A 17,713-nucleotide genomic window follows, 5' to 3' on the forward strand; every position below is an offset into this window, starting at 1 on the left:
GGGGGAGTTGCCGCCGGGTGACGCTCGCTCAGCCGATCCCGCTCACCAGGACCGCCACCGTCGGGTGGTCCTGCAGTGTCGCCCGTACCGCCGTGCGGACCTCGCGGGCCACGTCCCGGGCACGATGGTCCTCCCGCACCGCGAGTTCCAGTCGGACGTGGCGGTGCGGCAGGGCGGTGTCGCCCGGGAGTTCCTCGATGTGCACGGGGTGACCCAGCGCGCCGGTCAGCCGGAGTACGCCCGGGACCTTGAGCGCGGCGGCGGCGACACGTCTCTCGTCGTCGCCCCCGGCCTCGGCGGCGTGCGGCGGCTCGGGGAGCGGCGCGGCGGGTCCGGCCGGCTCCGTCTCCTCGCTCAGCAGGCCCGTCACGCGCAGATCCACCTCCGTCACCGTCAGACCGAGCCGCTGTGTCGCGGCCGTCGCCAGCGTCGCCCGCAGCAGGGACGCCGTCGTCGGCAGCGGCTGCGAGGCCGTGGCCGCGAACTCCGCCGTCACCCGCAGCGGCCCGGGCGGCAGACCGCTCGGCGGGGCCGGCACGGCAGAACTCCCGGTCTCCGCCGGATCGGCGAGCGCGACGCGGAGCGTGTCGAGGCGCACGCCCGGAGCGTCCCCCGCCGCGCGCCGCAACACCGCCTCGGCCGCCCGCTCGGCGATCCACGCGCCATCGCGCGCATCACCCAGCGGCAGCAGCCTGCCGAGGCCCAGCTGATGTCTCACTGCCTGCGTCCACCGGTCGGCCGTCATTCCTCCAGCCTGCCGCATCAAAGGCGCGTATCCACGCAACCGTGCTTACGGTGGTCGAAGGACGACAACCGAAAAGGACATACGGCGATGACTGACATGACCGAGAACCGGGGCGGGGAGACCGAGACATCGACGGGGCGCAGGAGTCCGCTGACCAAGCGCGGCGGAGGAGACCCCGGATCCCGGGGGCGGACGACCATCGCGGACGGCGTCGTGGAGAAGATCGCCGGACTGGCCGCACGCGATGTCGACGGCGTGCACGCCATGGGCAGCGGCCTGTCCCGCACCTTCGGAGCCGTGCGCGACCGCGTGCCGGGCGGCGCGAAGTCGGTGACGCGCGGAGTGAAGGCCGAGGTCGGCGAGGTGCAGGCCGCCCTCGACCTGGAGATCGTGGTCGTCTACGGCGTGGCGATCGCCGATGTGGCCCGGGACGTACGGGAGAACGTCATCACCGCCGTCGAGCGGATGACGGGCCTCGAGGTCGTCGAGGTCAACATCGCGGTGAGCGACGTGAAGCTGCCGGACGAGGAGGAAGAGGAACCGGAGCGCCGGATCCAGTGAGCCACCCGCCCCGCAGAGCGCAGCGACCGAGGAGCTGAGGAGCGCAGCATGAACATGGCCGTCGTCGGCATGATCGCCGGCATGGCACTGGCATTCGCCGGTTATTTCGGCGGGTTCGGTGCCTTCCTGCTGGTGGCGGCGCTGGGCGCCGTCGGCTTCGTCGTCGGCCGGTTCCTGGAGGGGGACATGGACTTCGGCGACTTCTTCCGTCCCCGTGAACGGCGGCGGTGACGGCCGTGAGCGCGGGGGCCGGTGAGCTCGAAAGACCCCTGACCGTCGTCCCGCCGGGGGAGCGGGGCGCCACCCGGATCGCCGACCGGGTCGTCGCGAAGATCGCCTCGCAGGCGGCCCTCGAAGCCGTCGGAACGCTGCCCCCCGACGCCGACCGTCCGTCCGCCACCGTCGTCGTCCGCCACGAGGTCGCGCATGTCCGGGTCCACGTCGAACTCGACTACCCCTGCGACGTCGGCGCGCGCTGCGGCCAGGTGCGTCGCCGGGTCGTCGAACGGGTAGGCGCCCTGGTGGGAATGCAGGTGCCGGAGGTCGTCGTCCAGGTGGAGCGGCTGCACCTGGCCGCCGGGCCCGGCGCGGTACAGGGGAGGACGCGATGAGCGAACCCCGGGGCACCGAACCGCCCGAGCCCGAGGGCACCACCCAGCGGCTGCCCGTCCTCCAGAAGCCGGAGACCGGCACCGGACCCGACCGGTCCGCACAGGCGGCCGGGGACGGAACGCCGCCCGTACCCGAGAGCGAGAGCGAGGGCGGCCGCGAAGGCCGCTTCTGGTCGGCACGCCGCGTCCCGGCGGGCATCGTCGCGCTGCTGCTCCTGGGACTCGCCGGACTGTTCCTCTACGACATCGCCTCCGTGCGCGCCGACCGGCCCGTGATGAGCTGGCGCCGGGAGCTGGCCCGCCAGCTCGCCGAACGGCCGCTCGACGACACCTGGGTGCTCGTCGGGGCCGGGGTCGCCGCCGTTCTCGGGCTCTGGCTGCTGGCCCTGGCCGCCACGCCCGGCCTGCGGCACGTGCTCCCGATGCGGCGGACGCACCCCGACGTACGCGCCGGACTGGACCGGGACGCCGCCGCGAGCGCGTTGCGCGACCGGGCCATGGAGGTGGCCGGCGTGCAGTCGGCACACGTGCGGGTGCGCCGCAGGCGGGCGAAGGCCCGCGCCGTGTCCCACTTCCGTGAACTGGACGAGGTACGAACCGACTTGGACGCCGTGCTCACCGAAGCGATCCGCGGACTGGGACTCTCCCGGCCGCCCGCGCTGTCGGTGCGCGTCCGGCGGCCCGGCCGGAAGGAGTGACCGCGATGCTCAGGGTCGTCAACCGCGTGTTCCTGGGGCTCGTCGGCCTCGTCCTGCTGGTGCTGGGCGGCTCCGTGCTGGCCGTCGGCCTCGGCGCTCCGGCACCCTCCTGGTGGATCCACCACAGCCGTCACGACGTGCTGCTGAGCGACGCCGAACGCACCCGCTGGCGGGACGACGGCTGGTGGTGGCCGGTCGTCATCGCCGTCCTCGCCGTGCTGATGCTGCTCGCCCTGTGGTGGCTGGTCGCGGTACTGCGCCGGCGCCGCCTCGCCGAGGTCCTCGTGGACACCGGCGACGGCGAGGGCGCCCTGCTGCGCGGCCGGGCCCTGGAGAACGCCCTCACCGAGGAGGCGACCCGGATCGACGGCGTCGACCGGGCCCACGCCCACCTGAGGGGCCGCCGCAGCGCTCCCGAGGCCCGCGTACGGCTCGCCCTGGAACCGAACGTGGACCCGGGCACGGCCCTGCACGACCTGACGACCGGAGCCCTGACCCACGCCAGAACATCGACGGGCCTCGCGTCACTGCCGGCGGAGGTGCGGCTGAGAGGCGTCCGGCACCGTGCAGAGAGAGTGAGTTGACGTACTCAGGGGCGCGGGGAACCGCGCGCCGAGCCCTCACGAAGCCGCAGACGAGAACGGCGCTCAGAACCCGTGCCGCGCTCCGCCATCCACCGGCACCATGACCCCGGTCAGATAGGAAGCAGCCGGCGACAACAAGAACGCGGCTGCGCGCCCGAACTCTTCGGGCTTCCCGTACCGCCGCAACGGAATACGCGACTCCGCCGCCGCCCTGGTCGCTTCGGGATCCGCCGACAACGCGTCCAGCTCACGCACGCGGTCCGTGTCGATGCGCCCGGGCAGCACACCGACCACGCGAATCCCCCGCGGCCCCAGTTCGTCGGACAGCGACTTGGCGAACCCGGCCAGCCCCGGCCGCAGCCCGTTCGAGATCGTCAGCCCGGGAATCGGCTCGTACACCGACCCGGACAGCACGAACCCGATGACACCCCCGGCCTCCAACTCGGCCGACGCGGCGCGCGCCAGTCGCACCGCACCCAGGAACACCGACTCGAACGCCGCCTGCCACTGCTCGTCCGTGTTGTCGGAGACGAACCCGGCCGGCGGCCCGCCCACGCTGACGAGGACACCGTTGAAGCGGCCGAAGTGCTCCCGCGCGGCCCCGATCAGCATGGCCGGCGCGTCGGGGTCGGCGTTGTCGACGGCCACCCCGACCGCGTTCGGGCCCAGCGCGGCCGCCGCGTCGGCGACGCTCTTCTCGTCCCGCCCCGAGACGACCACCTTCGCCCCGTCCGCGACGAGCTCGCGCGCGGTGGCGTTGCCAAGGCCGCGCGTGGCCCCGGTGACGACGTACACCCGGTCCTTCAGTCCAAGATCCATGGTCCCTATCCTGCCCCCTCCGCCCCGAACAGGGCGAGGGCGGTGTTCACCAGGCCGATGTGGCTGAACGCCTGCGGGACGTTGCCGAGCTGCCGGCCGGTCACCGGGTCGAACTCCTCGGACAGCAGGCCTACGTCGTTGGCGAGTCCCGCCAGCCGCTCGAACAGTTCCCGGGCCTCCTTCGTACGGCCCGTCATGTGCAGGGCGTCCGCGAGCCAGAACGAGCACACCAGGAAGGTGCCCTCGGAGCCGGGCAGTCCGTCGATCTCCGTCTGGTCCGAGTCGGTGGTGCTGTAGCGGCGCAGGAAGCCGCCGTGGTCCAGCTCCTTGCGCACCGCGTCGATGGTGCCGATCACCCGGGGATCGTCGGGCGGCAGGAAGCCGACGCGCGGGATGAGCAGCAGAGCGGCGTCCAGTTCGCGCGAGCCGTACGACTGCGTGAAGGTGTTGCGTCCGGGGTCGTAGCCCTTCTCGCACACCTCGCGGTGCACCTCCTCGCGCAGCGCGCGCCAGCCGTCCAGGTCGCCGTCCAGTTCCGGATGGCGCTCCAGGGTGCGTACGGCACGGTCGGCGGCGACCCACACCATCACCTTCGAGTGCACGAACTGGCGGCGGCCGCCGCGCACCTCCCACAGCCCCTCGTCCGGCTGCCGCCAGTGGACGCGCAGGAAGTCCATCATCGCCGTCTGCAGCGCCCACACGTCCGGCTGGGCGGACAGGCCCGATTCACGGGCCAGCGACAGGGAGTCCATGACCTCGCCGTAGACGTCCAGCTGGAGCTGTTTCACGGCGTCGTTGCCGACGCGTACGGGCGCGGACCCGGCGAAGCCGGAAAGCCACGGCAGTTCGAACTCGGGCAGTCGTCGCTCGCCCGCCACGCCGTACATGATCTGGAGGTCCGCCGGGTCACCGGCGACCGCGCGCAGCAGCCAGTTCCGCCAGGCCTCCGCCTCCTCCTGGTAGCCCGCCGCCAGCAGCGCGCCCAGGGTGAGGGTGGAGTCGCGCAGCCAGCAGTAGCGGTAGTCCCAGTTGCGCACCCCGCCCGGTTCCTCGGGCAGTGAGGTCGTGGCGGCGGCGACGATGCCGCCGGTGGGGGCGTAGGTGAGCGCCTTGAGGGTGATCAGGGAGCGGACGACGGCGTCCCGGTACGGTCCGTCGTAGCGGCAGCGCGCCGCCCAGGCCTGCCAGTCCTCGACGCTGTGGCGCAGCGACTCGTACGGGTCGACGAGCGGGGGGCGTTCCTCGTGGGAGGGGTGCCAGGTGAGGACGAACGCGACCTTCTCGCCCTTGCGGACCGTGAACTCCGCGTGCGTTCCGAAGTCCTCGCCCCAGCTGCGCACCTCCGGTTCGCTGCGAAGCCAGGTCGAGTCGGGTCCGGCGACGGCGACGCGGTGGCCGTCGGACCGGCGTACCCAGGGGATGATCGAGCCGTAGTCGAAGCGCAGCTTGAGGACGCTGTGCAGCGTCACCTCGCCGTCCAGGCACTCGACGACGCGTACGAGGTCGGGGGCCTGGTCGCGCTGCGGCATCAGGTCGGTGACGCGGACCGTCCCCCGCTCGGTCTCCCACTCGGTGTCCAGGACGAGGGTGTCGCGGCGGTAGGCGCGCCGGGTGCACCGGTCAGCCCCCACGGGGGCGATGCGCCAGTAGCCGTTGTCCTCGTCGCCGAGCAGCTTGGCGAAGCAGGCGGCCGAGTCGAAGCGGGGCAGGCAGAGCCAGTCCACGGATCCGTCCGTGCCGACCAGTGCGGCGGTCTGTTCATCGCCGATGAGGGCGTAGTCCTCGATGCTCGGGTCCACGGAGTGCGGGTTCCCGGCAAGTCGGCGCGGCAATCAGGGCGAGGGCCGGGGGAGTGACGTGCCGTCGGCGACGGGGGCGCCCGTGCCCGAGAAGATCACCCCGGGTCCGACGGGGCCTGGCTGAGCACCCACAGGCCGATCAGGGTGGCCGGCGTGAAGACGACGGCGATCAGCACGGCGAGCACGAGCCGCCGCCGGCGCTCGCGCCGCAGCCATTCACCGCGTGCCGTGCGGTACGCGTCGGGGTCGGGGAGCACTCCGCCCGCCAGGACCCGAAGCGCCTCGCGGAGTTCCTCCTGCCTCCATCGCCTGGGTCAGGGCGGCGATGCCGCGCGCCGTGTGCGTCTTGACCGAACCGCCGGATATGCCCATGGCGGCTATCTCGCTCTCCTTGAGACCGAGCCAGTGCCGCAGCACCAGCGCCTGGCGGGCGGCAGGACCTGACCGGCGTCGAGGGCGTCGGCGTACCGCGCGCGCTGCTGGCGGAGCCCGGACGTGAGGGCGGTGCGCTGGGCACAGGCGGTGCGCTGGGCACGGGCGGTGCTCTGGTACGTGCGGGAACTGATGGAGGAACTGAACCGGTCGCACCGGGAGGAGTGCTGGCAGGGGCGCTGCTGCTGACGCGGCCGGGGGAGGCCGGCGGAGGTCACACCGCCGCCGGCTCCGTCTCACTCGCGTCGGCTTCCCGGGCGGCCGCCTGCGCCCGGTCACGGGCCTCGCGGCGGGCCAGGACCACCCAGCCCACCGGGACGGCGGCGGAGAACAGCCACCACTGGATGGCGTACGCGTAGTTCAGCGCCGCGTCCTCCTTGCCGGGGTCGCCGAGCAGCTCGGGGGTGTCGCCCTTGGGCTCGGGCGCCGTCTGCGCGATGTAGCCGCCGAGCACCTGCGCGTCCAGGCGCCGGGCCTCCTGCTCGCTGTTGATCAGCATGATCTGCCGGTCCGGCAGGCCCTTGAGGTCCTTGATCCCGCTCGCCGCGGTCGTCTCACTCGGCATCAGCCGCCCCTTGACGGTCACCTCGCCGCCCGGCGGTGCGGGGACCTTCGGGAACGTGGTCTGGCTCGGGCCGTCCGAGGGGATCCAGCCCCGGTTGACCAGCAGGACCTTGCCGTCGTCGAGGACGAACGGGGTCAGCACGTGGTAGCCGACCTCGTCGTCGGAGTTGGTGCGGCGGCGGACGACGACCTCGTCCTCCGTGTCGAAGCGGCCCTTCGCGGTCACGGTCCGGTACCGCTCGGTGCTGGTGACGGTGTGCCCGGGCGCGGTGAGCTTCTCCACGGGCACCGGCTCGGCCGCCAGCGCGTCGGTGACCAGCTGGTTCCGGGCGGTGCGCTCCTCGTAGCGATGCATCTGCCAGATGCCCAGCCTGATCATCGTGGGGATGAGAAGCAGGGCGATCAGCGTCAGGATCACCCACTGCCGGGACATCAGGAAGCGGTACACCCCACGACCGTACAACTCGGTCGTGGGGTGTTCTCAGGCGGGTACGGGTTCAGACCTTGTCGACAATTCCCACCTTTCCCTCCGCGCGGGCGCAGTGGGCTCCGCAGAACCAGTGGCCCTCGACCTCGACGCCCTGGCCGATGATCTGTACCCTGCAGTGCTCGCAGATGGGGGCCATGCGGTGGATCGCGCAGGCGAAGCAGTCGAAGACGTGCACCGCCCCCTGTGCGTGCACCTCGAAGGTCATTCCGTACTGATTGCCACATACCTCACAGGTCGCCATGCGCCACAGGGTGAGCCGTCGCCCCGGCCGGGGCGAGCGGCCGCCGGGCGAGTCGCCCGCCAATCACCCGTCCGTACGGTCGCCCTGCGACACCGCTCCGCCTACGGTCGCCCCGGCGGCACCGCTCCGCGTAAGGTCACCCCTCCGCCGGCTCCACATCCGCGAGGAGTTGCCCGAACGCCGCCTCGTCCACGATCGGCGTGCCGAACTGCCGGGCCTTGACCACCTTGGACGTGCCCGAGTCCGGGTCGTTCGTGACGAGCAGGCTGGTCAGCCGGGACAGACTGGTGGCCACATGCAGCCCGGCCTCGGTCGCCCGGTCCTCCAGCAGCTCCCGCTCGGTCGAGGTGTCGCCAGAGAAGGCGACCCGCATGCCCTGCTTGAGCCGCCCGCCCGCCTCGTAGCGCCCCGGGTTGGGGTACGGGCAGGCGGGGCGCTTCCGGGAGGGGCGCCAACTGCTCTGGCGGTAGCCGCCGTAGCCGCGCGGTCCCGCCTGCTGCCCGATGCGGGGTGTGGCGGGGCGGTCCGACCACTCCGTCAGCGGCCGGCACTCGTGCAGCGGCAGCCGTACGCCGCTCGCCGCCGCGGCCCTGAGGCTGGGGCGGAACGCCTCCGCCAGCACGCGCGCGTCGTCCAGCGCGTGGTGCGCCTGCCGCTGGACGACGCCGAAGTGCGCGGCGAGCGACTCCAGCTTGTGGTTGGGCAAGGGAAGCCCCAGTTCCTTGGAGAGCGCGATGGTGCACAGCCGCTGCCGCACCGGCGCCTCGCACTTCGCGCGCGCGTACTCCCGGGCGATCATCTGCCAGTCGAAGACGGCGTTGTGCGCGACGAGCACCCGCCCCTCGAGCCGGGCCGTGAACTCCTCGGCGATGTCGTGGAAGAGGGGCGCGCCCTCGAGCGCCTCGCTCGTCAGTCCGTGGATCCACACGGGGCCCGGGTCGCGCTCCGGGTTGACCGTCGTGTACCAGTGGTCCTCGACCTCGCCGCGCGCGTCCAGCCGGTAGACGGCCGCCGAGATGATGCGGTCGTCCCGGGCGAGGCCCGTGGTCTCCACGTCAACGACCGCGTACCCCTTGGGATACGCGGCCGGCCACGCCGTGGGAGAGAACGCTGCGGTCGTCAGGTCTTCCAGCATGGTCACTGAGGATACGGGCCGCGACTGACACCGCCGTCCGCCAGGTGCGCGAGCTCCGCCCGTCCGATACCCCCTCAGGCGCCTTGTCCGGTCTGTCCGTTCGTGAGGCGTACGTCTGACCGAGGCTCAGGAGCCGTCGTTCCGCATCCTTTGGTGGAGATCGCCAAGAAGCAAGCGCGTACCGTCGGTAATACTTGTCGGTAACAACGTCTGGCCGGGACGGGACGGCCGCCCTACGGTTCAGGCATGCCGAACCTGCCCGATGTCGTGCTGTGGTCGATACCCGCATTTGTGCTGCTCACCGTGGTCGAGGTGGTCAGCTACCGCCTCCACCCCGACGAGGACGCGGCGGGCTACGAGGCGAAGGACGCCGCGACGAGCGTCGGCATGGGGCTCGGCAGCCTCGTCTTCGACTTCGTCTGGAAGATCCCGATCGTCGCCGTCTACACGGCCCTCTACGAACTCACGCCCCTGCGCGTGCCCGTCCTGTGGTGGACCGTCCCGCTGATGCTGCTCGCGCAGGACTTCTTCTACTACTGGTCCCACCGCGGCCACCACGTCATCCGCATCCTGTGGGCCTGCCACGTCGTCCACCACTCCAGCCGGAAGTTCAACCTCACCACCGCGCTGCGCCAGCCCTGGACGTCCCTGACGGTGTGGCCGTTCTACGTCCCTCTCATCGCCGCCGGAGTCCACCCGGCCGCGCTGGCGTTCTGCTCCTCCGCGAACCTCGTGTACCAGTTCTGGATCCACACCGAGCGGATCGACAAGATGCCCCGCTGGTTCGAGTTCGTCTTCAACACCCCGTCGCACCACCGGGTCCACCACGCCTCCCAGGGCGGTTACCTCGACCGCAACTTCGGCGGCATCCTCATCGTCTGGGACCGGCTGTTCGGATCCTTCGTCGCCGAGACCGTGCGGCCCGTGTACGGACTGACCAAGAACATCGACACGTACAACCCGCTGAAGGTGGCGACCCACGAGTACGTGTCCATCGCGAAGGACCTGAAGGCGGCGCGCGACTGGCGTGAGCGCGCGGGGCGCGTGTTCCGGGGGCCGGGGTGGGGCCCCGCGCCGGCCGCGGCGCCGGTGTCCACAACCAGTACGACTGCCGAGAGTACGACTACCGAGAGCGCCTCGGCGTGAGCCACTCCCGCCTCCTCCTCGGCGCCTTCGGTCTCGCCGCCGTCGTCGACCTCGCCTGTCTCGCGGCCGGCTTCGACGCCGGGCACGCCGTCGCCAAGCCGCTGCTGATGCCGCTCCTGGCGCTCTGGGCCGTCCTGCGCCGGGCGCCCCGGCCGCTCGTGGCCGCCCTGCTGTTCGGCTGGGGCGGGGACGTGCTGCTGCTGTCCGACGCCGAGCCGGCCTTCCTCGCCGGCATGGGCTGCTTCGCGGCGGGGCACGTCTGCTACCTCGTCCTCTTCGCACGGCACGGCAGCCGGTACGCGGTCCCACGCGCGCGTGCGGCCCTCCTCGCCCTGGGCTACGCCACCGCCCTCGTCACGACGCTCGCGCTGCTGTGGCCGGACCTGCCCGCGCATCTGCGCCTGCCCGTCGCCGGGTACAGCCTCCTGCTCACGGCCATGGCGTACCGCGCCGCCCTCCGGCTCGGCCTCTTCACCGGACTCGGAGGCGCGCTCTTCCTGCTGTCCGACACGCTCATCGCGACCGGCGTCGCCGACTGGCCGCAGCCGCCCGGACCGGACTTCTGGATCATGCTCACGTACGTCGCCGCCCAGGCCCTGCTGACCGGCGGCACGCTCGAAGCACTCAACGCGCGCAGGGCACCGGCCGCGACGTACGGAGAGATGCGCGCCGTCTGAGGCTCAGCGGCCGAGGCGGAGCTTCACCAGCGGATCGGGAGCGGAAGGGCCGTCAGCAGTCCGGACACGGCGACCACCAGGCCCAGCGCGACCACCTCCGCCCGCGCCGGCGCACAGGCGGTCAGCGGGTCGGCCGCCCGGCGCAGCCGCCGCCGGGCCCACAGGGCGAGGGCGGCGACGGCGGCCACGAGGAGCACCTTGGCGAGCAGGGTCCGTCCGTACGCCGTCGTCGTCAGCTGCTCCAGGACCGTCTCCGGCGGCATCCTGCGCAGCGAACTCCACACGCCCGTCGCGGTGATGGCGGCGAGCAGAACGGTCGCCACGCGCGCGTAGAGACCCAGCAGGGCTGCGCCCGCCTCCGTGCCGTACCGACCGTGCCACAGCCGCAGGGTCCGCAGCGCGTGCAGCAGACCGCCCGTCCACAGTGCCGCACAGGCCAGGTGGACGAGCGTCAGCCCGGAGCCGGTCAGCGGGGTGTGCTCGGTCGCGGGGTGCGCGCGCAGGGCCTCGGCGACGACCACGGCGCCCAACGGCCACAGCTGTGTGGCCGGCCGGCGCGAGACGGCACACAGCCCGGCGACGAGGAACGCGTTGACTTCCAGCAGGGCCAGCTTGCCGTCCCGGGACGCGTAGAGCCCGCCGACGTCGATGTCCGACGGGCTGTCGGGGACGAGATAGCCCGTCGCCACGACCGAGGCGAGCCCGAGGGCGGCGACGAGGCCCGTGACGGCCGCGAACGGTGACCAACTGCGCGGCACGACCGGCCGGCCGGCGGCTTCCTCCGTATCCGGCACGGAACGCTCCGGCCCGTCCACGAACGCACCCGGCACGGAACGCCCAGGCCGGTCCACGAACGCACCCGGCACGGAACGCGCCAGCCGATTCACGAACAGCTCGCCGATCGGTACGCACAGGGCCGCGAACAGCGCCGTGCGCAGCAGGGCCATGCCACCGGTGCCGGGCGCCGCGGCCTCCCCGGTGCCGTGCAGCGCGGTGGACGGGCCCAGCAGCGGGATCAGCGCGGCCAGTGCCGCCAGCACCAGGACGGCGACGGGTCTTGTCAAGGTCACCCCGAGATCTTCACCAGCCTTCACACGGCTGGGCAAGTCCTCGAGGACGGACTCAGGCGGCCTCCGACGCGGCCGACCACCACAACCGGACTTCCCTGCGCACGTCCGTCGGCCGCAGCTCCCATCCCTGTGCGAGCGCGACCTCGGCGACGTACCAGCCGCCGACGCCCCGGTAGGCCCGCAGCGGTATCGCGCACTCGACCGGTGGCCGCGGCTTGTTCGGCTCGACCGGAGCCGAGGCCAGGGCGGTCCGCTTCGCGACCGCCTTGTCCACGCGTGCCTTGTAGTAGTCGGTGTCGCCCTCGTGGCGCAGCTCCGGCCAGGTCACACACCCGGAGGCCAGGCGTGCGACGCGACTCAGCGTCGCGTCGAAGAAGCGCATGTAGGCGCGCTCGAAGCGGTCGCTGGCGGCCGCGATTCCGTCGGCGAACATGCCGATGACGAACAGCGGGATCATGACCGCCACCCACAGCACACACACCAGCGGGAACCAGATCACGCTCCCGGCGAACCGCAGGGCCAGCTGCCACCGCGGCCGCACGGGTTCGGCCGTCCAGGTCGAGGGATCCACGTACACGTCCATGACAAGGAATCCTGCCCCGGACAGGAAGCGGGCCGGGCGGGTGCCCCCGCCCGGCCCGGACTATCTCCACACGAGCTCTACTTGGTCACCGCGTCCAGCGCGTCCGCGATGCCCCAGCCGTAGAAGCCGTTGCGGTTCTTCGAGCCCTCGCACACCGCGTCGATCTTGCCGTCGGCGTCGATGTCGTACGGGTCCGTGCACGGCGTGGCGTCGGCCTCGGCGTACAGGAGGGCCTTCACCAGGGCCGGAGAGGCGTACGGGTGCGTCGACTTGATGAGGGCGGCGACGCCCGCGACGTGCGGGGACGCCATCGACGTACCGGCCATGTAACCCCACTTGCCGCCCGGCAGCGTGCCCAGGATGAGGCCGCTCGTGGCCGGCGCCTCCGGCTTCTGGTAGGCGGTCGAGTCGCCGCCCGGGGCGGCTATGTCGGCGACGCCGAGACCGTAGTTGGAGAAGGACGACTTGATGCCCTTCGCGCCCGTCGAGGCGACCGTGACGACGCCCGGCAGCTGGGTCGGGATGTCGAGGCACTTCGAGGGATCGACGACCCGGTCGCCCGGCGTGGAGTCGTTCGGGGACGACGGGTCGGTGATCTCGTCGGAGGCCAGGTCGTAGTTCTCGTTGCCGGCCGCGGCGACGTTGACCGCGCCCTTCTTCTCCGCGTACCGCGACGCCCGGCCGACCGCGTCCAGCAGCGCCTTCTGGTCGGGGTCGTTCTTGCAGTTGAAGTACCAGGGGTCGGTGTAATAGCTGTTGTTCGTCACGTCGACCCCGTGCTCGGCCGCCCACACGAAGCCGCACACCACGGCCTCCGTGTAGAAGAAGCCGTCCGGGTTGGACACCTTGATGCCGGAGACCTTCACCCCGGGCGCGACACCGGTCATGCCGACGCCGTTCTTCGCGGCGGCGATCTCACCCGCCACGTGCGTCCCGTGCGGGCTCTCCGCCGCGCCCGGCCGCCAGGCACCTTCGGACGTGTCCGGCTTGCCCGAGACACAGTTGACCGACGCGCCCCGGTCGAAGTTGGGCGCGATGTCGGGGTGGGTGTCGTCGACACCGGTGTCGATCACGGCGACCGTGACCTTCTTGCTGCCCAGCGACTTCTCGTGAGCCTTGTCCGCCTTGATGGCGGGCAGGTCCCACTGCTGAGGCTGGAGCGGGTCCTGGCCGGCGGGGGCCTCCGCCTTGGCGACCTCGGCCGCGCTCAGCGCCTTCGGCGTGCCCAGGTCACCCGTCGACGCCGACGGCAGCGGCTTGGTGCGGGTGGCACCGGCCGACTGCACCCCGCGCACCTTGCGGATGCTCTTGGCGAAGTCGGGGTTCGAGGAGTGGACGACGATGACGCCGATCTGGTCGTACGACGTCACGATCGTGCCCCCGGCCTTGCCGACGGCCTTCTTCACGTACGCCGAAGTGCCGTGGCCCGGCTTGACGTTGACGACGTAGCTGAGCGAGGTCGCGTCGGCCGAGACCGGCGCGGGCGCCTCGTCGGCGGCCGAGGCCGTGGTGTTCGGCAGGAACGCGAGGGCCGTGGCCACCGCCATCCCGGCCGGGATCGCGACGGCGCGGCGGTAGCGCGCGTGCGGCGCAGTCATGGTGTCTCCAGTTCGTTCGCGGTAGAGCGGGCTGTGCGGAAAGTCCGGGAAACGCGCGTCACTTGACGGCGCGCAGCGCGTTGACGATGCCGTACCCGTAGAAGCCGTTGACGCGCTTGCCGCCCTCGCACACCGCGTCCTGCGTGCCGTCACCGTCCTGGTCGTACGACTCGGGGCAGGCCGTCCGGTCGGCCTGGGCCTTCATCAGGGCCTGGAGCTGGGCCGGGGACGCCCACGGGTGCTTGGACTTCAGCAGCGCGGCGACGCCGGAGGCGTGCGGGGAGGCCATCGAGGTGCCCTGGAGGAAGCCGTACGCGCCGTTCGGCAGCGTGGACAGGATGCGGCCGTCCTTCGAGGGCGTGTCGGGTATCTGGTAGCGCCGGTCGCCACCCGGCGCCGCGACGTCGACGACGCCCTTGCCGTACGTCGAGAAGTACGACTTCTCGTTGTCGACGCCCGTCGAGCTCACCGTGACGACACCCGGCAGCTGGTTCGGCACGTCGAAGCACTCGTGCGGGTCGATGGTGCGCTCGACGGGGGTGGAGTCGTCCGGGCTGGAGTCGTCGACGATCGCGTCCGCGTCCAGGTCGTGGTTGGAGTTGCCCGCCGCGGCGACGTTGAGCGTGCCCTTCTTCTGCGCGTACAGCTGCGCCCGGTTGACCGCGTCGACGATGGCCCGCTGGTCGGGGTCGTCCATGCAGTTGTAGAGCCACGGGTCGACGTAGTAGCTGTTGTTCGTGATCTCGACGCCGTGGTCGGCGGCGAACACGAAGGCGCACACCACGCTCTCCGGGTAGAAGAGACCGTTCGCCCGGTCGGTCACGTTGATGCTGGAGACCTTCACACCAGGTGCGACGCCGGCCACGCCGATTCCGTTGCGCGCGGCGGCGATCTCACCGGCCACGTGCGTGCCGTGGTAGTCCTCCGGCGTGTACGGCCGCCAGGCGCCCTCGCTGGTGTCGGGCTTGCCGCCGGCGCAGTTCGCGGACTGGGACGCGGAGAAGTTCGGGGCGATGTCGGGGTGGGTGTCGTCCACGCCGGTGTCGATCACGGCGACGGTCACCTTGCTGCTGCCCGGGTTGATCTTCGCGGCCTTGTCGGCGCCGATCGCGCGCAGGTCCCACTGGTCGGCCTCGAGGGGCTCGCTCTCGGGCGTCTTCGCCGAGGCGGCCTCGGTGCGCTTCTCCTGAGCGGCCGTCAGGTACTCGACCGCGCCCTCCTCCTTGGTCCCCGCGGCCGTCAGGGGCGTCGTACGCGTGGCACCCGCGGACTGGACACCGCGGGCCTCGCGCACGGTCTTGGCGAAGTCGGCGTTCGAGGAGTGGACGACGATCACGCCGATCCGCTCGTACGTCGCCACGACCGAGCCGCCGGCCTTCCCGATCGCCTTCTTCACCGACGCGATCGTGTGCCGGTCCGTCTTGGTGTTGACGACGTACGCCAGTGTCGGCGCGTCCGCCGTCCGGGTGGTCGGCTCCGCCTGCGGGGCCGCCGAGGCGGCGGCGGGCAGGAAGCCCAGCGAGGCGGTCAGAGACAGCACGACGGGCACGGCGAGGGCGAGCCGGCGTCTGGAACGCAAGTGAGACATGGGGTCTCCACATCCTCCGGAAACGAAACCGGCCCGAGGCACAGGTGGTGCTCGGGCAGGTACATGACGAGGTGGTGCAGGGCGAAGCTATCCCGCGCTCTCGCTGGCCAGCAACGTTTTGTCGAAACGACTTCGGAAAGAACGCCGCGCGGTTGAACCGGTCCTCGCGTGCCGCCGTGACGTTGAACAAGGAGCGCGAGGACACTCGCCTCCGTCCCTGTTCACAACCGCTTCCGTCATCGCGAGGAGACTCTCCGTGGCCACCGACGCACCGCCCCCCTCGAAAGATCAACACAAACTCCCCTCACCCGAGGAGTTCAGCGAGGTGCAGGAGAGCGCGGAGTTCGGTGAACTGCGCCGCTCCTACCGCTCCTTCGCCTTCCCGCTGACCGTCGCCTTCATCGCCTGGTACCTGCTGTACGTCCTGCTGTCGAACTACGCGGGCGGCTTCATGGGCACCAAGCTGTTCGGCAACATCAACGTCGCCCTCGTCTTCGGCGTCGCCCAGTTCGTCACCACATTCCTCATCGCCTGGTGGTACTCCAAGCACGCCGCCGCGAACCTCGACCCCAAGGCCGAGGCCATCAAGTCCCGGATGGAGGGCGGCGCATGAGCACCGCACAGCAGACCCTTCTCGCCGCGAACGAGGCCAGCGAGCACCGCCCGCTGATCATCACCCTGTTCGCGCTGTTCGTCCTGGCCACCCTCGGCATCACCATCTGGGCTGGCCGCCAGACCAAGGACGCCGCCGACTTCTACGCGGGCGGGCGCCAGTTCAGCGCCTTCCAGAACGGCCTCGCCGTCTCCGGCGACTACATGTCGGCCGCGTCGTTCCTCGGCATCGCCGGCGCGATCGCCATCTTCGGCTACGACGGTTTCCTCTACTCCATCGGCTTCCTGGTCGCCTGGCTGGTCGCCCTGCTCCTGGTGGCCGAGCCGCTGCGCAACTCCGGCCGCTACACCATGGGCGACGTGCTCGCGTACCGCATGCGCCAGCGCCCGGTGCGCACCGCGGCCGGCACGTCGACGATCGTCGTGTCGATCTTCTACCTGCTGGCCCAGATGGCCGGCGCGGGCGTCCTCGTCTCGCTGCTGCTCGGCATCACCTCCGACGCCGGCAAGATCCTCATCGTCGCCCTCGTCGGCGTCCTGATGATCGTCTACGTCTCCATCGGCGGCATGAAGGGCACCACCTGGGTCCAGATGATCAAGGCCGTGCTGCTCATCGGCGGCACCATCCTGATCACCTTCCTGGTGCTGCTGAAGTTCAACTTCAACATCTCCGACCTGCTCGGCACGGCCGCCGAGAAGAGCGGCAAGGGCGCCGCCTTCCTGGAGCCCGGCCTCCAGTACGGCGCGACCGGCACCTCCAAGCTGGACTTCGTCTCCCTCGGCATCGCCCTGGTGCTTGGCACCGCCGGCCTGCCGCACATCCTGATCCGCTTCTACACGGTGCCGGACGCCAAGGCCGCCCGGAAGTCCGTGAACTGGGCCATCGGCATCATCGGCGGCTTCTACCTGATGACGATCGCGCTCGGCTTCGGCGCCGCCGCGCTCATCTCACAGGAAGAGATCATCGCCTCCAACCCGTCCGGCAACACGGCGGCACCCCTGCTCGCCCTGCACCTGGGCGGCGTCGACTCGACCTGGGGCGCGATCCTGCTCGCCACGATCTCGGCCGTGGCCTTCGCCACGATCCTCGCCGTCGTCGCCGGCCTCACCCTGGCCTCGTCGTCGTCCTTCGCGCACGACATCTACGCCAACGTCATCCGCAAGGGGAAGGCCTCCGGCGCCGAGGAGGTCCGCGCGGCCCGCTGGGCGACCGTCTTCATCGGCGTCGTCTCCATCGGCCTGGGCGCCCTCGCCCGCGACCTGAACGTGGCCGGCCTGGTCGCGCTCGCCTTCGCCGTCGCGGCCTCCGCCAACCTGCCGACGATCCTCTACAGCCTGTTCTGGAAGCGGTTCACCACCCAGGGCGCCCTGTGGTCGATCTACGGCGGTCTGATCGTCGCCGTCGGCCTGGTGCTGTTCTCGCCCGTCGTCTCCGGCGACCCCAAGGCGATGTTCCCCGAGGTCGACTTCGCCTGGTTCCCGCTGAAGAACCCGGGCATCATCTCCATCCCGTTCGGCTTCCTCATGGGCTGGCTCGGCACGGTCCTGTCCAAGGAAGAGCCGGACGTCAAGAAGTTCGCCGAGCTGGAGGTCCGGTCCCTGACCGGCACCGGCGCCCACTGAGCACGAACCCCCTCACGCGGCCGCGTCGTAGGAACCTCCAGGTCCCTGTGGCGCGGTCGCGTCCCGCGTCGTGGGATCGGGCCTGTGGTGATGTCAGTGGTGTCACGTAGGCTCTCAGGTGTCGGAGAAGAAGTGCT

At 71.4% G+C, this 17,713-nt stretch carries 20 protein-coding genes and 2 pseudogenes; 10 read left to right on the forward strand and 12 right to left on the reverse strand.

Annotated features, from left to right (window positions below):
- Nucleotides 1–28: 28 nt before the first annotated feature.
- Nucleotides 29–745 carry a nucleopolyhedrovirus P10 family protein gene (locus tag ACZ3I3_RS28720; RefSeq protein WP_467369821.1) on the reverse strand — a complete coding sequence of 239 codons (717 nt, stop codon included), beginning with the start codon at nucleotides 743–745 and terminating at the stop codon, nucleotides 29–31.
- Nucleotides 746–832: 87 nt separating this feature from the next.
- Between ACZ3I3_RS28720 and ACZ3I3_RS28725 the strand changes: the two genes are divergently transcribed.
- The 5 genes from ACZ3I3_RS28725 to amaP are packed head-to-tail and all read left to right on the forward strand — an operon-like array spanning nucleotide 833 to nucleotide 3,199.
- Nucleotides 833–1,306: an Asp23/Gls24 family envelope stress response protein gene (locus ACZ3I3_RS28725; RefSeq protein WP_467369823.1), complete on the forward strand. Its 474-nt coding sequence runs from the start codon at nucleotides 833–835 to the stop codon at nucleotides 1,304–1,306.
- A gap of 48 nt (nucleotides 1,307–1,354) precedes the next feature.
- Nucleotides 1,355–1,537 (forward strand): hypothetical protein, encoded by a 183-nt coding sequence (locus ACZ3I3_RS28730; RefSeq protein ID WP_467369825.1) that lies wholly within the window; start codon nucleotides 1,355–1,357, stop codon nucleotides 1,535–1,537.
- Nucleotides 1,534–1,917 carry a hypothetical protein gene (locus ACZ3I3_RS28735; protein ID WP_467369827.1) on the forward strand — a complete coding sequence of 128 codons (384 nt, stop codon included), beginning with the start codon at nucleotides 1,534–1,536 and terminating at the stop codon, nucleotides 1,915–1,917. Before ACZ3I3_RS28730 ends, ACZ3I3_RS28735 begins: the two co-directional genes overlap by 4 nt.
- On the forward strand, nucleotides 1,914–2,615 hold the full coding sequence (locus tag ACZ3I3_RS28740; protein WP_467369829.1) for a DUF6286 domain-containing protein: 702 nt from the start codon (nucleotides 1,914–1,916) through the stop codon (nucleotides 2,613–2,615). Before ACZ3I3_RS28735 ends, ACZ3I3_RS28740 begins: the two co-directional genes overlap by 4 nt.
- A gap of 5 nt (nucleotides 2,616–2,620) precedes the next feature.
- Nucleotides 2,621–3,199: an alkaline shock response membrane anchor protein AmaP gene (amaP, locus tag ACZ3I3_RS28745; RefSeq protein WP_467369831.1), complete on the forward strand. Its 579-nt coding sequence runs from the start codon at nucleotides 2,621–2,623 to the stop codon at nucleotides 3,197–3,199.
- A gap of 63 nt (nucleotides 3,200–3,262) precedes the next feature.
- Here the strand turns inward: amaP and ACZ3I3_RS28750 are convergent, their stop codons facing one another.
- The 4 genes and pseudogenes from ACZ3I3_RS28750 to ACZ3I3_RS28765 all read right to left on the reverse strand — a co-directional run.
- Nucleotides 3,263–4,018, reverse strand: coding sequence for an SDR family oxidoreductase (locus tag ACZ3I3_RS28750; protein WP_467369833.1), 756 nt, complete (start codon nucleotides 4,016–4,018; stop codon nucleotides 3,263–3,265).
- Nucleotides 4,019–4,023: 5 nt separating this feature from the next.
- The gene (locus tag ACZ3I3_RS28755) at nucleotides 4,024–5,817 is read right to left on the reverse strand and encodes a glycoside hydrolase family 15 protein (RefSeq protein ID WP_467369835.1); all 1,794 of its coding nucleotides are present in this window, start codon (nucleotides 5,815–5,817) and stop codon (nucleotides 4,024–4,026) included.
- A gap of 33 nt (nucleotides 5,818–5,850) precedes the next feature.
- Nucleotides 5,851–6,086, reverse strand: a pseudogene (locus ACZ3I3_RS28760) (hypothetical protein).
- A 28-nt stretch (nucleotides 6,087–6,114) separates the two neighbouring features.
- Nucleotides 6,115–6,246 (reverse strand): annotated as a pseudogene (locus tag ACZ3I3_RS28765) (sigma factor-like helix-turn-helix DNA-binding protein); the annotation flags it as partial.
- Between the two features lie 66 nt (nucleotides 6,247–6,312).
- Here ACZ3I3_RS28765 and ACZ3I3_RS28770 point away from each other — a divergent pair.
- Entirely contained in the window at nucleotides 6,313–6,438 is a 126-nt protein-coding gene (locus tag ACZ3I3_RS28770; RefSeq protein ID WP_467369913.1) for a hypothetical protein, read from the forward strand.
- Between the two features lie 25 nt (nucleotides 6,439–6,463).
- Here the strand turns inward: ACZ3I3_RS28770 and ACZ3I3_RS28775 are convergent, their stop codons facing one another.
- From ACZ3I3_RS28775 to ACZ3I3_RS28785, 3 genes are all read right to left on the reverse strand, one after another.
- Nucleotides 6,464–7,261: an SURF1 family cytochrome oxidase biogenesis protein gene (locus ACZ3I3_RS28775; RefSeq protein WP_467369837.1), complete on the reverse strand. Its 798-nt coding sequence runs from the start codon at nucleotides 7,259–7,261 to the stop codon at nucleotides 6,464–6,466.
- A gap of 49 nt (nucleotides 7,262–7,310) precedes the next feature.
- Complete coding sequence (locus ACZ3I3_RS28780; protein WP_082319948.1) at nucleotides 7,311–7,544, reverse strand: hypothetical protein; 234 nt, start codon at nucleotides 7,542–7,544, stop codon at nucleotides 7,311–7,313.
- A 136-nt stretch (nucleotides 7,545–7,680) separates the two neighbouring features.
- A complete protein-coding gene (locus tag ACZ3I3_RS28785) occupies nucleotides 7,681–8,679 on the reverse strand; it encodes a DEDDh family exonuclease (RefSeq protein WP_467369839.1) in 999 nt (332 codons plus the stop codon).
- Nucleotides 8,680–8,925: 246 nt separating this feature from the next.
- On the opposite strand from ACZ3I3_RS28785, the gene ACZ3I3_RS28790 reads away from it, so the two are divergent.
- Both ACZ3I3_RS28790 and ACZ3I3_RS28795 read left to right on the forward strand, forming a co-directional pair.
- Entirely contained in the window at nucleotides 8,926–9,825 is a 900-nt protein-coding gene (locus tag ACZ3I3_RS28790; protein WP_467369841.1) for a sterol desaturase family protein, read from the forward strand.
- The gene (locus ACZ3I3_RS28795) at nucleotides 9,822–10,502 is read left to right on the forward strand and encodes a lysoplasmalogenase (protein ID WP_467369843.1); all 681 of its coding nucleotides are present in this window, start codon (nucleotides 9,822–9,824) and stop codon (nucleotides 10,500–10,502) included. Before ACZ3I3_RS28790 ends, ACZ3I3_RS28795 begins: the two co-directional genes overlap by 4 nt.
- Nucleotides 10,503–10,525: 23 nt before the next feature.
- Here ACZ3I3_RS28795 and ACZ3I3_RS28800 read toward each other — a convergent pair whose 3' ends face one another.
- The 4 genes from ACZ3I3_RS28800 to ACZ3I3_RS28815 all read right to left on the reverse strand — a co-directional run bounded on the left by ACZ3I3_RS28800 (nucleotide 10,526) and on the right by ACZ3I3_RS28815 (nucleotide 15,341).
- Nucleotides 10,526–11,572: a CopD family protein gene (locus ACZ3I3_RS28800; RefSeq protein WP_467369845.1), complete on the reverse strand. Its 1,047-nt coding sequence runs from the start codon at nucleotides 11,570–11,572 to the stop codon at nucleotides 10,526–10,528.
- A gap of 52 nt (nucleotides 11,573–11,624) precedes the next feature.
- Entirely contained in the window at nucleotides 11,625–12,155 is a 531-nt protein-coding gene (locus tag ACZ3I3_RS28805; RefSeq protein ID WP_467369847.1) for a hypothetical protein, read from the reverse strand.
- A 77-nt stretch (nucleotides 12,156–12,232) separates the two neighbouring features.
- Entirely contained in the window at nucleotides 12,233–13,753 is a 1,521-nt protein-coding gene (locus ACZ3I3_RS28810) for a S8 family peptidase (protein ID WP_467369849.1), read from the reverse strand.
- A gap of 58 nt (nucleotides 13,754–13,811) precedes the next feature.
- A complete protein-coding gene (locus ACZ3I3_RS28815; RefSeq protein ID WP_467369851.1) occupies nucleotides 13,812–15,341 on the reverse strand; it encodes a S8 family serine peptidase in 1,530 nt (509 codons plus the stop codon).
- Nucleotides 15,342–15,597: 256 nt separating this feature from the next.
- Between ACZ3I3_RS28815 and ACZ3I3_RS28820 the strand changes: the two genes are divergently transcribed.
- Together ACZ3I3_RS28820 and ACZ3I3_RS28825 are read left to right on the forward strand one after the other, a co-directional pair.
- Nucleotides 15,598–15,954 (forward strand): DUF485 domain-containing protein, encoded by a 357-nt coding sequence (locus ACZ3I3_RS28820; RefSeq protein ID WP_467369853.1) that lies wholly within the window; start codon nucleotides 15,598–15,600, stop codon nucleotides 15,952–15,954.
- Nucleotides 15,951–17,576: a solute symporter family protein gene (locus ACZ3I3_RS28825; protein WP_467369855.1), complete on the forward strand. Its 1,626-nt coding sequence runs from the start codon at nucleotides 15,951–15,953 to the stop codon at nucleotides 17,574–17,576. Before ACZ3I3_RS28820 ends, ACZ3I3_RS28825 begins: the two co-directional genes overlap by 4 nt.
- Nucleotides 17,577–17,713 lie beyond the last annotated feature (137 nt).

The sequence above is a fragment of the Streptomyces sp. NPDC016851 genome, from assembly GCF_055562795.1.

What these genes read in the sequence shown, in the direction of transcription:
- ACZ3I3_RS28720 (WP_467369821.1), bottom strand. Translation starts at nt 745, where the DNA reads ATGACGGCCGACCGGTGGACGCAGGCAGTGAGACATCAGCTGGGCCTC.
- ACZ3I3_RS28725 (WP_467369823.1), top strand. Translation starts at nt 833, where the DNA reads ATGACTGACATGACCGAGAACCGGGGCGGGGAGACCGAGACATCGACG.
- ACZ3I3_RS28730 (WP_467369825.1), top strand. Translation starts at nt 1,355, where the DNA reads ATGAACATGGCCGTCGTCGGCATGATCGCCGGCATGGCACTGGCATTC.
- ACZ3I3_RS28740 (WP_467369829.1), top strand. Translation starts at nt 1,914, where the DNA reads ATGAGCGAACCCCGGGGCACCGAACCGCCCGAGCCCGAGGGCACCACC.
- amaP (WP_467369831.1), top strand. Translation starts at nt 2,621, where the DNA reads ATGCTCAGGGTCGTCAACCGCGTGTTCCTGGGGCTCGTCGGCCTCGTC.
- ACZ3I3_RS28750 (WP_467369833.1), bottom strand. Translation starts at nt 4,018, where the DNA reads ATGGATCTTGGACTGAAGGACCGGGTGTACGTCGTCACCGGGGCCACG.
- ACZ3I3_RS28780 (WP_082319948.1), bottom strand. Translation starts at nt 7,544, where the DNA reads ATGGCGACCTGTGAGGTATGTGGCAATCAGTACGGAATGACCTTCGAG.
- ACZ3I3_RS28785 (WP_467369839.1), bottom strand. Translation starts at nt 8,679, where the DNA reads ATGCTGGAAGACCTGACGACCGCAGCGTTCTCTCCCACGGCGTGGCCG.
- ACZ3I3_RS28790 (WP_467369841.1), top strand. Translation starts at nt 8,926, where the DNA reads ATGCCGAACCTGCCCGATGTCGTGCTGTGGTCGATACCCGCATTTGTG.
- ACZ3I3_RS28805 (WP_467369847.1), bottom strand. Translation starts at nt 12,155, where the DNA reads ATGGACGTGTACGTGGATCCCTCGACCTGGACGGCCGAACCCGTGCGG.
- ACZ3I3_RS28810 (WP_467369849.1), bottom strand. Translation starts at nt 13,753, where the DNA reads ATGACTGCGCCGCACGCGCGCTACCGCCGCGCCGTCGCGATCCCGGCC.
- ACZ3I3_RS28815 (WP_467369851.1), bottom strand. Translation starts at nt 15,341, where the DNA reads ATGTCTCACTTGCGTTCCAGACGCCGGCTCGCCCTCGCCGTGCCCGTC.
- ACZ3I3_RS28825 (WP_467369855.1), top strand. Translation starts at nt 15,951, where the DNA reads ATGAGCACCGCACAGCAGACCCTTCTCGCCGCGAACGAGGCCAGCGAG.